12 protein-coding genes and 3 pseudogenes are annotated in these 14,530 nt (G+C 62.7%); 9 read left to right on the top strand and 6 right to left on the bottom strand.

Annotated elements, in window-relative coordinates:
- Positions 1–57 precede the first annotated feature (57 nt).
- The 6 genes and pseudogenes from LPU83_RS67125 to LPU83_RS67100 all read right to left on the bottom strand — a co-directional run bounded on the left by LPU83_RS67125 (position 58) and on the right by LPU83_RS67100 (position 3,371).
- A complete protein-coding gene (locus LPU83_RS67125) occupies positions 58–504 on the bottom strand; it encodes a hypothetical protein (protein ID WP_024315474.1) in 447 nt (148 codons plus the stop codon).
- A 556-nt stretch (positions 505–1,060) separates the two neighbouring features.
- A complete protein-coding gene (locus LPU83_RS67120) occupies positions 1,061–1,477 on the bottom strand; it encodes a hypothetical protein (protein WP_024315475.1) in 417 nt (138 codons plus the stop codon).
- Positions 1,474–1,740, bottom strand: a complete 267-nt coding sequence (locus tag LPU83_RS67115) for a type II toxin-antitoxin system prevent-host-death family antitoxin (RefSeq protein WP_024315476.1) — start codon at positions 1,738–1,740, stop codon at positions 1,474–1,476. Before LPU83_RS67115 ends, LPU83_RS67120 begins: the two co-directional genes overlap by 4 nt.
- A 130-nt stretch (positions 1,741–1,870) precedes the next feature.
- Positions 1,871–2,030: pseudogene (locus LPU83_RS67110) on the bottom strand (DUF736 family protein); the annotation flags it as partial.
- A 294-nt stretch (positions 2,031–2,324) separates the two neighbouring features.
- Positions 2,325–2,517: pseudogene (locus tag LPU83_RS74830) on the bottom strand (histidinol phosphatase); the annotation flags it as partial.
- The gene (locus LPU83_RS67100; protein ID WP_051166674.1) at positions 2,514–3,371 is read right to left on the bottom strand and encodes a GNAT family N-acetyltransferase; all 858 of its coding nucleotides are present in this window, start codon (positions 3,369–3,371) and stop codon (positions 2,514–2,516) included. The pseudogene LPU83_RS74830 and the gene LPU83_RS67100, both read right to left, overlap by 4 nt.
- 269 nt (positions 3,372–3,640) lie before the next feature.
- On the opposite strand from LPU83_RS67100, the gene LPU83_RS67095 reads away from it, so the two are divergent.
- The 9 genes and pseudogenes from LPU83_RS67095 (at position 3,641) to LPU83_RS67055 (ending at position 14,528) form a co-directional block, all read left to right on the top strand.
- Positions 3,641–4,969 (top strand): NAD(P)/FAD-dependent oxidoreductase, encoded by a 1,329-nt coding sequence (locus tag LPU83_RS67095; protein WP_024315479.1) that lies wholly within the window; start codon positions 3,641–3,643, stop codon positions 4,967–4,969.
- An 11-nt stretch (positions 4,970–4,980) separates the two neighbouring features.
- A complete protein-coding gene (argE, locus tag LPU83_RS67090) occupies positions 4,981–6,105 on the top strand; it encodes an acetylornithine deacetylase (RefSeq protein ID WP_024315480.1) in 1,125 nt (374 codons plus the stop codon).
- 21 nt (positions 6,106–6,126) lie between these two features.
- On the top strand, positions 6,127–7,050 hold the full coding sequence (locus tag LPU83_RS67085; RefSeq protein WP_024315481.1) for a 2-hydroxyacid dehydrogenase: 924 nt from the start codon (positions 6,127–6,129) through the stop codon (positions 7,048–7,050).
- A gap of 28 nt (positions 7,051–7,078) precedes the next feature.
- Positions 7,079–7,432: a cupin domain-containing protein gene (locus LPU83_RS67080; RefSeq protein WP_024315482.1), complete on the top strand. Its 354-nt coding sequence runs from the start codon at positions 7,079–7,081 to the stop codon at positions 7,430–7,432.
- Positions 7,433–7,437: 5 nt separating this feature from the next.
- The gene (locus LPU83_RS67075) at positions 7,438–7,908 is read left to right on the top strand and encodes a GNAT family N-acetyltransferase (protein WP_024315483.1); all 471 of its coding nucleotides are present in this window, start codon (positions 7,438–7,440) and stop codon (positions 7,906–7,908) included.
- A gap of 87 nt (positions 7,909–7,995) precedes the next feature.
- Positions 7,996–10,039: pseudogene (locus tag LPU83_RS67070) on the top strand (hydantoinase/oxoprolinase family protein).
- Between the two features lie 2 nt (positions 10,040–10,041).
- A complete protein-coding gene (locus LPU83_RS67065) occupies positions 10,042–12,012 on the top strand; it encodes a hydantoinase B/oxoprolinase family protein (protein WP_024315484.1) in 1,971 nt (656 codons plus the stop codon).
- 27 nt (positions 12,013–12,039) lie between these two features.
- Positions 12,040–12,930, top strand: a complete 891-nt coding sequence (locus LPU83_RS67060; protein WP_040680918.1) for a LysR family transcriptional regulator — start codon at positions 12,040–12,042, stop codon at positions 12,928–12,930.
- Positions 12,931–13,067: 137 nt separating this feature from the next.
- Positions 13,068–14,528 (top strand): aldehyde dehydrogenase family protein, encoded by a 1,461-nt coding sequence (locus LPU83_RS67055; RefSeq protein ID WP_024315486.1) that lies wholly within the window; start codon positions 13,068–13,070, stop codon positions 14,526–14,528.
- The last annotated feature ends 2 nt before the right edge of the window (positions 14,529–14,530 follow it).

Genomic DNA, 14,530 nt, shown 5'->3' with positions numbered 1-14,530 from the left:
CGAAAATGCAGTGACCGAGGTCGTTCTCACGACCCGGCCACCTGCCCCACTCGGTGGTTAATCGAGTCCGAGCCGCTTACGCAGCTCGGAATTCTCCTTACGCAACTTTTCCGCCAGCGTTCTTCGAAGCCTCTGGTTCTCCTCTTCGAGTTGAACAAGATCTGCCATCTCATCGATTGCCAGAACAGACGACTTTGCCGTTTGTTCAATATGCTTCGCAGTCTTCTTCCTTCCGGCACTCTTGATGGTGGAGTTGAGCGTGCTCGCGCCTTCAGTGACTTTCGTCGCGATCGACTTGAGCTTGCCTGCTCTATCTTGTTCGCCACGCTTCCCGGGTTTTGCCGTCGGGGTCTTCGCACTCGTCGCCTTTGAAGCTTGAACCGGTGCGACAGCCGTCTTTTGACGCCGTGGTGCACGCGGCTTCTTGGGCGACGCGGGTGTTTTTACGGGGGCATCGTTCTCAACAACGTCAGCAATCAAGTCTGGATTATTCTCGTCAGCCATCAGCTATCTCCCTCTGTAGTCAAGCCCACCTTTCGACCTAGTGAAAGGCGGAGTCAAGACAAGTGCAACGGATCGCTGACTGCTCTCCTGCAAAGGCCGGCATCCCCGGGTCTCCGCTCGGCCTGCCGAGTGGGTGGGATCCGGAGGGGAAGAAAGTTTCGGGTGGCCGTTGCGGGAGGACGATCAAGGCTCGAGCCGGTCTCCAGTCAGACATGCGTCATCGAGCTCGCAGAGGGCCTGGCCTACGACTGAGACGGTGGCGGCCCTCGCCGGCAGACTTCAGCCCCAACACGGTCCAGGGGCGACCCACTCTCCCGACCGCCATCATCACCGCGCCACGCCGCGACGCAACCGGCGAAAGCGCTCACGCATGTGCCCTTAACGCCTGCTGTCGATGATTTGCCACCGGACAAATCCGAGCAGCCCTCGGGCCGGGGCTCGGCGTCATCATGCCGGCGATCCACCGTCAACCGGCTTCGAGCGGCGACGCGGTGCCTCGCCGAGAGTGAGATCCCCGCCCCAACCCAGCACTCCGGCGGGTGAAATCTTGCAGGCACTATTTGGACCGGCTGATCTCGGCAAGCGACTTGCGGCGCGCGATGAACTCGCGGAGAAGGGGAAGGAAGAAGGCCTTGCTGAACCGCCCGATGGGTGGTTCAGGCTCAAGGTAAAAGGAGCGGCCGACGACATCGCTGTTGAATTCATCGAGGACGATCCAGAGCCGCAAATCTGCATCGCGACCGGCCCGCCGTTTCTCGATCGCGGGAATTTCCGCTGCGAAACGAGCCTTCTCTGGCTGTTTCGTTGTGATCGGGAAAAACAGAACCAGATCACCGTCAGGTCTTGAAAGTCTCACGCCAACGGCAACTGGGCGATCCTTGCGGCCCTCGGTCTCACCCTTGCCGGCCTCCCTCGCCCAGAGATAGGGATAGCGGATCACCGTCGCGGTCTGGATGGCGTCGTAGCCGCTCACCGGCTAACCTCGTCAGTCTCGGCATAGGTATCGACTGCGGCCTCGAGTTCGTCCAGCAATTCGCGCGGCATGGTTTCGAGCGTGCCCACCGACCGCGCGTCGGATTGCCGCATCAACCGCTCATAGTCATCGATGTTGAGAAGTACGAGGCGCGGCTTGTTGCGCTGTGTGATCGTCACCGGATGCCGCAAGGCTTCCGCGATAATATCGCCGGATTTTCGAGATAGATCGCTCGTTGAATATGAGCCACTGGGACGGGGCATACTTATCTCCATGGTGTCTGCGCGAACTCGACTATAGCGCTTGCGCAGGCGAAAATACAGCATTTACAGCATTTCTGTAATACTGTTATTGCGGCCGATTGGCCCCCGGTGACAGGGTTTTGGCCGGATCTCAATCCCGGTTCGGTCGGGACCAGATCAACTGGAGGCGTCCTCGACTTCGGCGAGCGTGGCGTAGATCGGAGCAGGACGCTCGGGTCATCGAGCTTGACCGAGAGATAGTCGCGGCGCTGCTCGGAGGTCTTCTGCCGGGCGGCGGCGAGCTCGACGTTATGCGGAGTGGGGCGATTTAGGCATCTGTCTTTCTGAACTATCGCTCCGGTATACTGCGCATAATTCCGGGCTAAAAATGAGCAGGCATGTCCTGCGTCGGTTATGCGTGAGCGTTCTTTCCCGCGAGGAATGTGGCAAAGCCGCAGGGGAAGCCGCAGGGGAAGAAGGTCGGAGAAGCCGTTGCAGGCCAAGGGCGAACCGGCGCAAGACCAGCCAAAAGAGAGGCCGTGGGGGCTTCACCAGCCCTGTCGAACGAGAGTGAGGCTGGCGATCGGCATTATCCGTTGTGTGTTCGGCACAAGCGGCGCCATCCGTCCCGTGCGGCCGAGGCGGACAACATCGCGCACGGTGCGGCGCGTATCCGTCGTCGACTGCTGCTCGACGAAGGCGACGCGGCGGGTGAGCGCCGCACGCGACAGCCTTGACCCGCCGCAGCCGACAGATCGACCTGAGCAGGCTGGATTTGCCCAGATTGGATTGGTTCAACCGAGTGTCTGGCTGGCAAGCGCATAAGTTCTTGGTTGGCGTGGCGCGTCGCCTTCACCTACGTTCAGCCAACGCCGTCCCAGCGACATGGATGTCACGGTGTCGTAAACGGAGAGACCGCAGCGCGCCAGAAAATCGGAAAACCTGCCGTCTTTCTCGCGTGTGTCGAGCCGCAGGAAGGAGGCTATATGTCGGACCGCATGCGGATGAATCACGGCGATTGCATCTTCGTCGTTGGTGGCGACGACGGGCCCGATTACGTGGCCACGCCCAAACCGCCGACAAAGCGAAAAGGCTTCCATCTTGTCGCCGCGCATCAGCCCGATGCCCTTAGAGCATGTCAGCAGTCGGACCAGCAATGTCCTGCGATCTGCACCGAAGGCGGCCTTGTCCAATTCGACGATGGTATCCAGATCCCCGGGCTCCAACGGCCGGCGCACGCTGCCGGCGGGGGCATCGAGTTCCGGTGGAGCAACCGCTTCACCATTGCATTGGTAGACAGTCGCCTCTCGGGCGAAGTTCAAGGAAAGGTACAGGCGCCGCGCGGCTCGCGTAGCGTTAAGTCCAAGGTCGCGTCCTGCAACCCGATCCAAGACATGGCCCATCAGCCATTGCCCGGCACCGTTGGATTGCAGGCGCGGAGAGGTAATCACCATACCGATCGTGGCAAAATGCTCATCATAGGGAAACCACATCGCAGAGCCCATTATGCGGCCGATTTCGTCCATCGCAACGATGCCCTCGCCGACTTCCCGCAGGAACTGCCAGTCTTCGGCGCGGTGCGGCCATCCGACAGAAATCGATAGTGCATGCAGCTGATCGAGATCTGTGGTGCTGAGATCGGCAATGCGCATGTCGAAACTATCGACAACTCTCGATTCTCTTGGGACCACGTGCGTTTCTCCCGAACACCGATCTTCACGCCGAACGCGATATCTCGCATCGGCAGGTCGACTTAAAGGTATGCCAGGACCACCGATAGAAATTGCTTGTGAGGCTACTGCAAACACAACAATCGACCAAATCTACCGCGATTTCGGCATGTAACGCCTGGGCCGATGTCTAGGATCATCGAAACAGGCTCGAGCCGGCGACACCGCCGTGAAAAGTTAAGAGATCAGAGATGTCGCCTCCGGTTAGCCCCGTTTCCAGTTCCTCCAGAATTCCATCCCGTGCCGATGTCGTTGTCATTGGTGGCGGCATGGCCGGCGTGACAGCCGGCTATGAACTGGCGCGCCGAGGAACGTCTGTCGCCATCATCGAGAAAGGCCTGGTTTCGGGCGAGCAATCGAGCCGCAATTGGGGATGGTGTCGCCAGCAGAACCGCGATCCGCGCGAACTGCCGCTCGCCCAGCTCGCGATGCGTATCTGGGCGGGACTGAATGCTGAACTCGGCGAAGAAACCGGCTTTCGCCGCACGGGTCTCGTTTACGCTTCTGGCAACCCGGCAGATATCGCAAGTTGGGAGAAATGGGGCCAGATCGCTCGTGCTTTCGACGTCGATACGCGTCTGCTAACGAGTGCTCAGACGGCTGCCCTCTTGCCTGGAAACGGCCGCAACTGGCTCGGCGGCGTGCATTCCCCCACCGACGGCCGCGCCGAGCCGCAGCTTGCGGTTCCCGCTCTTGCCCGCGCCGCCCAGCGCCTCGGCGCCATCATCGTCCAGAACTGCGCCGTACGCGCATTCGAGACCGCAGCCGGCAGCGTATCCGGCGTGGTGACGGAACAAGGCCTGATCCGCTGCGCAGCCGTCCTCGTCGCTGGAGGCGCCTGGAGCGGCATGTTGCTGCGCCACCAGGGCGTCCGCTTTCTGCAGGCCTCGGTGAAGTCCACGTGTTTCTACACCGAACCGGCTGCTGCGGTGACCGAAGGCGGCATTTCGATGCAAAATGTCGCCCTGCGCCGTCGCCTGGACGGCGGCTACACGGTGGGCCTGAGTGGCCAGGGGCAATTGCAGATCACTCCCTGGGGTCTGATGCAGGCGAAAGCCTTCTGGCCGACCTTCCAGGTGCGCCGCAAGGGGCTGACCTTTGCCATCGGGCGTCAATTTTTCGAAGGACCGGAGGCGCTTTCCCGCTGGCAGGCCGATGGTGTCTCGCCCTTTGAGCGCGTTCGTACGCTCGACCCGGCACCCGACAGGCGCCTGATCGACACGGGCTTGAAGCGATTGCAGGAAATCTATCCGCAGCTCGCCGGCCTGAAGGTCGCGCACGCCTGGGGTGGCATGGTCGATTCGACCCCGGATGCGATCCCGGTTATCGCCCCGGTCAGGGCGCAGCCCGGCCTTTTCATCGCCTCCGGCTTCAGCGGTCACGGCTTCGGCATCGGCCCTGCGGCCGGGCGCCTTGCAGCCGACCTTATTCGAGGCGACACGCCGTGCGTCGATCCGACACCCTATCGCTATGAACGCATGATCGACGGCACCGATCTCGGCAAGCCGGGTATGCTGTGAGGACCACAACAATGCAGGCAATGGAAATCCTTGAAACGCTTGTTGGCTTCCCCTCCGTCGTCGGTACGCCCAATGCCGGGATCGTTGCCTGGATTGGCGATTATCTGCAAAGCCACGGCATCGACGTCACCATCCTTCCCGGCCCGGAGGGTGATCGGTCGAACCTCTTCGCCACCATCGGCCCGAGGGAGATGCCGGGCTATATCCTTTCGGGCCATATGGACGTGGTCCCGGCTGCCGAGAATGGCTGGACGAGCGACCCCTTCCGGCTGCGCGCTGAAGCGGGCCGCCTATACGGACGCGGCGCGACAGACATGAAGGGTTTTCTTGCCGCTTGTCTTGCTGCCGCCCCTAGCCTTGCGCAGGCACCGCTTAGGCGACCGATCCACTACGCTTTTTCCTATGACGAAGAGGCGGGCTGCAAAGGGGTACCGCACATGATCGCGCGCCTGCCGGAGCTCTGTAAAACTCCGCTCGGCGCCGTCATCGGCGAGCCGAGCGGCATGCGCGCAATCCGCGCGCACAAGGGGAAGGCAGCCTCCCGGCTGACGGTCAAGGGTCGTTCCGGTCATTCCTCACGTCCCGACCAGGGGTTGAATGCCATTCATGCCGTCGCTGGCGTGCTCGCCCAAGCGGTGGCGCAGGCCGAGCGGCTGGCCCGGGGTCCCTTCGAGCCCGTGTTCGAGCCGCCCTACTCCTCTCTCCAGGTTGGCACACTGAAGGGTGGACAGGCGGTCAACATCATTCCGGATTGGTGCGAGGCCGAGTTCGAGGCACGCGCAATTTCCGGCGTTGATCCCGGCGTGCTGCTTGCACCCATCCGAGCCGCCGCCGAGGCGCTGTTGGAACAGGGCTTCAAGGTCGAATGGCAGGAACTGAGTGCTTATCCGGCGCTTTCGCTTGCCGCCGATGCGCCCCTTGCAACGCTATTTGAGGAACTGACCGGGCGCGAGCCGCTCGCCGCCGTCAGCTATGGTACAGAAGCCGGGCTTTTCCAGCAGGCGGGCATCGATGCGATCATCTGTGGGCCCGGCGACATCGGACGCGCCCACAGGCCGGACGAATTCATCTGCGCAGACGAACTCTTCGCCTGCCAGGCGGTCATCGAGGCGCTCGGCGCGCGCTGCACCGCCTGACGATCAAGAAGGAGTTCCGCCATGGCCTTCCTCTTCAATTCCGATACCAAGCGCGGCGCAATTTTCGCCGAAGCGTTCGCGCGCGAACTGCCCGACATTCCCTTTTCGCTCGACCCGGCGACAGTCGATCCGGAAGTTGTGCGGTACCTGATTACCTGGACGGTGCCGGAAAATCTCGCGCGATATCGCAATCTCGAGATCCTCTTTTCCATCGGCGCCGGCGTCGACCAGTTTCGTATCGATGCCGTTCCGGCGCATGTGAAGGTAGTACGGATGGTCGAGGACGGCATCGTCCGGATGATGCAGGAATATGTGACACTCGCCGTGCTCTCGCTTCACCGTGATCTGCCGACCTATCTGAACCAGCAGCGACTGCGGTCCTGGCAGGCAATCGCACCGGTTCAGGCGTCAGAACGGCGCATCGGCGTGCTTGGCCTCGGCATGCTCGGCACGCAGGTGCTCGAACGACTGAAGCCTTTCGGTTTCCCGTTGTCGGGATGGAGCCGCAGCCCGCGCCAGATCGGCGGCGTCAGGTGCCTGAGCGGCCGGGACGGACTGGACACGCTACTGCGCGCAACCGACATTCTCGTCTGTCTCTTGCCGCTGACAGATGAGACACGCGGCCTCCTCAGCGCAAAACTCTTTGCGCAACTCCCGGCCGGTGCCGCGCTCGTCCATGTCGGCCGCGGCCCGCAGCTTGACCATCAAGCCCTCCTTGAGGCGCTTGACAGCGGCCATCTCAGCGGTGCGGTGATCGATGTCACCGATCCGGAGCCACTGCCGGCGGACCATCCCTTCTGGATCCATTCGAAAATCCTGCTGACGCCGCATATCGCGAGCGTCACCCAACCTGAAAGCGCCGCTGCGGCGGTGATCGAAAACATCAAGCGCTTCCGCGCTGGCCTCGACCCGGTCGGGCTGGTCGATCGCCACCGCGGCTACTAAGTTGTCAACCCACCGGATAAGGAAACCCATGTCCCTCTTGAAGACGATCGATACTGATCCATCCTTCGCGCCGCGTCAGTCCGTCGCCCACCCGGACCGCCTGATTTCCGGCGATCCGTCCTTCAAGACCTGGGCGCAGGACGTCGCCCGCGAAGAGATGATCCACACGGGCGTGTGGGAAGCGACCCCGGGCGAGACGCGCTCGATCAAAGGCGAGACTTTCGAATTCTGCCATATTCTTTCGGGCGTCGTCGAACTCAGCCCGGAAGGCGGCGCGCCGGTCGTCTACAAGGCCGGCGACAGCTTCGTCATGAAGCCGGGCTTTGTCGGGGTCTGGAAGACGATCGAGACCGTGCGCAAGATCTATGTGACGGTGATGTGACGCCGATGCCGCGCGACCCGATCGTCTTCGAGGCCTACCGGAACGGCTACCTGCTCAGCACCGATCGCACTCGCCTCGATCCGGCAACGGTCCACCGCTTCCTGGCAGGCGATTCCTACTGGGCGCGCGGCATGACGCTCGAGCAGCTCAAGCGGGCCTTGGACCATTCACTCCCCATCGGCATCTACGCCGAAGACGGCACGCTCGCCGGCTTCGGCCGTTTGGTCACCGACTATGCCATCTTCGCCTATCTGCGCGATGTCTTCACGCTGCCGGCCCATCGCGGCCGGGGGCTTGCATCCTGGCTTGCCGACGAGATCCGCAATCATCCGGAACTCGTCGACGTCACCAGTTGGATGCTCGCGACGAGGGACGCGCACGCCGTCTACGAGAAGGCCGGCTATCGACGGGCTCCGCATCCCGAATACTATATGACCGTTCCAAAGCCCGACGAGGCGCAGGCGCGCGAGCCATAACCGCGGGTTATGGATCGCTTTCATGTCTTTCGTGGTTTCGACTGCTGCTTGCGCGCATCCTCTCATTGACCACACAGGAGACGCGCCATGACCTATCGCATTGGCGTCGACGTCGGCGGGTCCTTTACGGACTTTGCCGTGTTCGACACAGGCACCGGAAACCTCGCTACACTGAAGGTCTTCTCGCGGCCGGATGCGCCTGGCGAGGAGATTGTCTCTGCTCTCGACATGCTCTCCGAGCGCTATGGAATAGAGCCGAGCGAGGTCTCCTATTTCACGCATGGAACAACCGTCGGCGTAAATACCGTCATTGAGCGCAACGGCGACGACATTGCTCTTTTCACCACGAAGAATTTCGAAGACGTGCTGCAGGTCGCGCGTCTCAAGATCCCCGAGATCCACAATCTCTATTCCGTGCGTCCGCAACCGCTGATCAGCCGCGACCGGGTGTTCGGTATCGACGAGCGTATCCTGGCGAGCGGCGAGGTTCTAAAGACGCCCGATGAGACGGACGTGGCCTGTGCCGTCCAGGCGGCGATCGACGCCGGCTGCAAGGGGATCGTCCTCGCCTTTCTGCATTCCTACCGCAATGGCGCCAACGAGCATGCCGTCAAGTCGATGATCGAGCGGCTCGCACCGGGGCTGCCGGTCATATGCTCGGCTGCCACCTGGCCGATCATCCGCGAATATGAACGCACCATCACGGCCGTGATCAGCGGCTACGTCCAGCCACGTGTCGCCAATTATCTCGACCGCTTCGAAAAGGTACTGCGCGAGCGCGGCGTCACCTGCCCACTGCTGATCACCAAGACCAACGGCGGCGTCATGGGCATCGATCAGGCTCGCTCACACTGCGTCCAGATGATCCTGTCCGGCACCGCCTCGGGCGTCATCGGTGCCGGCTATCTGGCCAAGGCGAGCGGCTTCGAGCGTATCATGAGCCTCGACATCGGCGGCACCAGCGCCGACGTCGCCGTCATCATCGATGGCGAGGCGCAGTACGGCACGGGCGAACTGATCGGTGATTTCCAGATCCATGTCCCGTCAGTGTCGGTAAGTTCGGTCGGCCAGGGCGGCGGTTCGGTTGCCTGGATTTGATCGGCTTGGGCTTCTCCATGTCGGGCCCCAGAGCGCAGGCTCAACTCCTGGTCCCGCCTGCTATGGCCGCGGCGGCACAAAGCCGACGATCACTGACGCGATGGCCGCCGCCAATCTCATCGGCCATATGCCTCTCGGCTATGGTGCCGTGAATGTCGATCACGCCGCATCGCGAGCGGCCCTTGCCCCGCTCGCCGAAGAGCTCGACACCAGCGTCGAGGAACTTGCCGGCAATATTGTCGATATCTCGGTGTCCGGCATGTATGCGGAGGTGAGCGCGCTCGTCTCGCGCTTTGCCATCGACCCGCGCGAGTTCCACCTTTTCGCCTTCGGTGGTGCCGGCGCGATGCTCGCCTGCTTTCTCGCCAGGGAGCTCGACATGCGGGGCGTCGTGGTGCCGCCGACCCCTGGTGTCGTGTCCGCCTATGGCGGGCTCATCGCCGATCTCAAGAACGACTTCGTCCGCACGGTCTATTGCGAGGTGACGGTCGGGGCGCTGGCCGACCTTTGCGCAACCCTCGGCTCACTTGAAGTAGAGGCGCGCGCCTGGCTCGAGACGCAGGGCTACAGCGGCCGCGGAAGCATTCGTCTCTCCGCGGACATGCGTTACCTCGGTCAATCCTTCGAGATCGAAACGCCGATCCAGCCTGCCTGGCTTTGCCACGGCGATGCCGCTGCGATACGAGCCGCCTTCCACCAGGAGCACGATCGCCTCTACGGCCACCGCGACGACAACGCCGACGTCCAGATGGTCAGCCTGCGTCTCGTCATTGCCGGCGCCACGCCGAAGCCGCCGCTCAATCCCATTGCTGCCGGGAAAGCTCCAGCCGCGCCGCGCCTTCACGTCGACGGCTGGTTTTCGGGCCGCAGTTGGGTGACCGGCGTCTATCACCGCGCCGACCTGGCCGCAGGCCATCGCTTCCACGGCCCGGCGATCGTCGCCCAGGACGACACGACCACCATCGTACCGCCGGCCTTCGAGGTCCTCGTCGACCGCTTCGGCAATCTTGTTATCACCAGGACGGAGCTCTGATCATGGCCATCGACCGCCGCAACCTGAAGGTGCTCGCAAACTTCTGCTCGGCAGCCGCCGACGCGATGGCCTTCACGCTAATGCGCACCGCCCATTCCGCCTTCGTCAAGGAGACGGAGGATTTCTCCTGCCAGATCGTCACGCGCGAGGGGCTCGCCTTCGCCAATCCCCGCCAGTTCGGCGCCCCCTGGTACAGCGGCATCGACTATGCCTCGCTGATCGAGGCCTTTAACGACTATGAGGAGGGCGACATCTGCATCACGAACGATCCCTATTCAGGCTTCGTCGCCACCCATTCGCCCGACATCCACATCTGGAAGCCGGTTTTCTTCGAGGGGGAGATTGCCTGCTTCGTCGTCGGCCACATCCACAACACCGATGTCGGCGGCGCTGTACCGGCCTCGCTCTCCCGGTCCTTGAGCGAGATCGAGCAGGAGGGCCTGCGCCTCCCGCCGACGAAGCTTGTTTCGAAGGGTGAGATGAACCGCTTCGTCCTCGACGTGATCCGCGTCAATGTCCGTTTACCGGAACAGAACCTCGGCGATCTTCATGCGCAAATCGCTTCTGTCAATGTCGGCGAGCGCAAGATCCGGGAGATCATAAGTCGCTTCGGCTACCGGACCTTCCTTGAGGGTGTCGCGCAGATTCTCGACTATGCCGAGGCGCAAACGCGCAGTATCCTGGCGCGCGTGCCAGACGGCGATTATTTCTTCGCCGACTATGCTGACGAGGATTCCGTCGGCGGCAAGCCCTGCAGGATTGCGCTCACCCTCAAGATCCGCGGCGACGAGGTCGTACTCGACTATACCGGCTCGGACCCGCAACTCGGCTCCTCACTCAACATGCCGACCGGCGGACGGGACCGCCATCCGCTGGTGATGGTCGGCCTGACCTATGTGCTTTACACGCTGGACAAAAGCCTGCTCCTCAACGCCGGCACATTGAGGCCTGCCCGTGCGATCCTGCCCGAGGGCTCGGTCGTCAACTGCAGCCGGCCAGCAGCCGTCGGCATGCGCTCGCTCACCTGCGCCATGACCCAGATCGTCACCGTTGGCGCCTTCGTCCAGGCGCTGCCCGACCTGATGCCCGCTGCCTCCCCGGGCGGCAACGCCATCATGAACATCAAGACGACAAGTCGGGCCGGACGCCCGGTCATGGCCTCGATCGGGCCGGTCGGCGGAGGCGGCGGAGGCACGCCTGCCGGTGACGGCAGCGACGGCGCAGGTGGTGCCACGGGTTTTCTGCGCAATACGCCGATCGAGATCAGCGAGGCAGAGGTGCCGATCCGCTTCCTGCGGTACGGCCTGGAGCGCGATACGGGCGCGCCTGGTCGGCACCGCGGCGGTCTGTCGGCCGTCATGGAGTTTGAGATCTCGGCGCCGGAAACCATCATCACCGCCCGCAACCGCAATCGCTCGATCATGCCGGCCTGGGGCGTGAAGGGTGCACATGCCGGCAGCATTTCCCGGTTCCTTCGCAATCCGGGCCGGTCCGACGAGGTCTCGCTCGGCAATACTGATGTCGTCCACTGCGGTCCCGGCGACGTGATCCGCGTCGTTGGCCCCGGCGCCGGTGGCTATGGCGACCCCCTGTCGCGGCCGGCGGGCGAGGTCTTGAAGGACGTACGATGCGGCGCCGTCAGCGTTGCAAGCGCTAAGCGGGACTACGCAGTCGTCATTCGCGTCGGCAGTGTCGACGAGGAAGCGACCGCAGCCATCCGTTCAGGCCACCGGCCTGCAGTGGCGGAAGTCATCACCCATGGCGTTGAACGGCGGGCCTTCGAAGCGATCTGGAACCTGGAGCGCTACGATCTCCTGACCGCCTTCCTCGCCTCTCAGCCAGTCGGCTGGCGGTATTTCCTCAAGCATCGGATATTCGAGGCGGTCGAGAAGGTCGCGGGCGATCGCCCCCCTGTTGCGGAGGAGATGCGGATGCTGTTTGAGACGATGCGAATCCGCTACGCTCTCAGCTGAGAACGAAACTGCCGGAGGCGCCGTCTCATGAACATCCGCCAGCTCGAAGTCTTCCGGGCAATCATGCGCGACGGCACCATCACCGCCGCCGCCAATTCGCTCGGCGTTTCGCAGCCGGCAGTCAGCAAGCTGCTCGCCTATCTTGAAGATCAGCTTGGCTATCCCCTGTTCGAAAGGATCGGCGGCCGGCTCGCACCGACGACAGAGGCGCATATTCTTTATGGCGACGCCGATCGCGTCTTTCGGCAAATGGAGGCGCTTTCATCCCTTGCCCGCGACGTTGGCGCCAGCAAGATCGGGCTCATCCGCATCGCTGCCAGCCTGCCGCTTGCCTATTCGGTCCTACCGGTGGCACTCACCGCCTTCCGCAACCACCATCCCGAGGTGAAAATCCATCTTCATACGCTGCCGAAGCGTGAGATTGCCGAGGCGTTATTGCTCGGTGACGTTGACGTGGGTGTCACGCTGTCACCGATCCTAGCACCGACAGTACGGGTGGAAACCCTCTATTCCGCCAAGATCGTGGCGATCCTGCCCGCGAGTGATCCGCTGACCACGGAAGCAACGCTCACGCCGGCCGCCCTTGCTGGGCGGTCCATCATCTCCTACGGCTCCCACGCGGAGTTCGGCGCAGCTCTCGACGACGTCTTCGCAGCGGCTGGACAAGTGCGCGAGGTCTCGATCCAGATCGCTTCCTCGGTTGGCGCCCTGCCTCTGGTCCGTCAGGGGCTTGGCATTGCGCTGGTCGACGGACTTGCGCTATGGAGCCCAGTTGAGGGGATTGTCTCCCGGCCTTTCCGTCCAGCGATCCCGACACCAGTCTCGCTGACGATCAATGAGGCCCGGCCGCAATCACGCTTCGTTCCACCGTTCTGCGAATGCCTCAGGCAAGCCTTCGCCGACACCCCGCAAATGTAGCCTCTGCACGACCGCCAAAGAATTGACTGTGGCGTCGCCGAAAACGTAATTTTCCGCCGTCCCGGCATCGCCCGTCGATGCATGCTGCTTCTGTGGCCGCGCTAACCTCGCCTTTAGGCCCACCCAGAGGACGCGCAATGACACTGAGCTTTGATCCGGACAAACTTCCCTTGCCTGTCGGACATTTCATCGGCGACCGGCTGGTACCGGCTGCCGGGGTCATCGACATGCATCGCCCATCCGATGCCAAGGCCTATAGTGGTTGCCCGGTCGCTGACGAGAACATGGTTGATCGCGCCGTCCAGACCGCCAAACAGGCCTTGAAGGTGAGCAACTGGGGCGGCGTACGCCCACGCGAGCGCACCGTCGCGCTGCAGCGCTGGGCGGACCTTATCGAGAGCGAGGCCGAAACGCTTGCGAAACTCGAAGCGCTTTCCTCAACACGCCCCGTCGGCCAGCTTGTCACCGGCGATATCGCCGTCACCGCAGAGCAGATCCGTTTCTTCGCCGAATTCGCCGATAAGGAGGGAAGCGATCTCGTTCCGACGGACGACAGCAATCTCGGCATGATCATCACGGAACCTTACGGTGTGGTCGGCGCCATCACGCCCTGGAATTTTCCTATTTCCATGGCTGGCTGGAAGCTTGGTCCCGCACTCGCCGCCGGCAATGCAGTGGTTCTAAAGCCGTCCGAACTGACACCGTTTTCAACCATCCATCTCGCCGAACTGGCAATCCGGGCCGGCCTACCGGCGGGTCTCATCAACATTGTTCTTGGCGACGGCCAGGTTACGGGCAATGCCATGACCGGCCATCCGGAGATCGCCAAGATCAGCTTTACCGGCTCGACCGCAGCCGGTTCTGCGATCATGGCCAATATCGCCCGCACAGGCGTCAAGCCGATGACGCTGGAACTCGGCGGAAAGAGCCCGCAACTGGTTTTTGCAGACGCCGATCTCGACAAGGCTGCCTCAGTCATTTCCCAAGGCATACTTTCCAATGCCGGCCAGGCCTGCGTCGCCGGCTCCCGGCTGATCGTCGAAGAATCCATTGCGGCCCCTCTGGCCGAAGCGATCGTCGCACGCATGAAGATGGTGAAGGCAGCGCCGACCTGGGACGAGACGACACAATATTCGCCGATCATCTCGAAGCGCCAGTTGAGCCGTATCCACGGCATTGTCGAGTCGGCTGTTTCGGCCGGCGGCGAATGTCTGTTCGGCGGCGCACCGATGGATGCGCCGGGCTATTTTTATCAGCCGACATTGATCGCCGTTCGCGAGCCCTCGCCTGCGGTCACGCAGGAGATCTTCGGGCCTGTCCTTACGCTGCAGACCTTTGTAGACGAGGAGGAGGCGCTCGCGCTCGCCGACCATCCGACCTACGGGCTTGCCGCCGGGCTCTTCACCCGCGACCTATCGCGCGCGATCCGGCTCACCCGTCGTCTGCAGGCAGGTACCGTCTGGGTCAACCGCTACAACCGTTCGCGCGACCATATCTTACCAACCGGAGGCTACAAGCAGTCGGGCATCGGGAAAGATCTCGGCCGCGAGGCTTACAACGCCAACCGCAAGAGCAAGAGCGTCTTGATCAGCCTTTGAGG

Origin of the sequence: Rhizobium favelukesii (assembly GCF_000577275.2) — a bacterium.
Taxonomy (GTDB): Bacteria; Pseudomonadota; Alphaproteobacteria; order Rhizobiales; family Rhizobiaceae; genus Rhizobium; species Rhizobium favelukesii.
The sequence above is the reverse complement of the archived record's forward strand: the minus strand, read 5'-3'. Positions and strand labels throughout refer to the sequence as shown.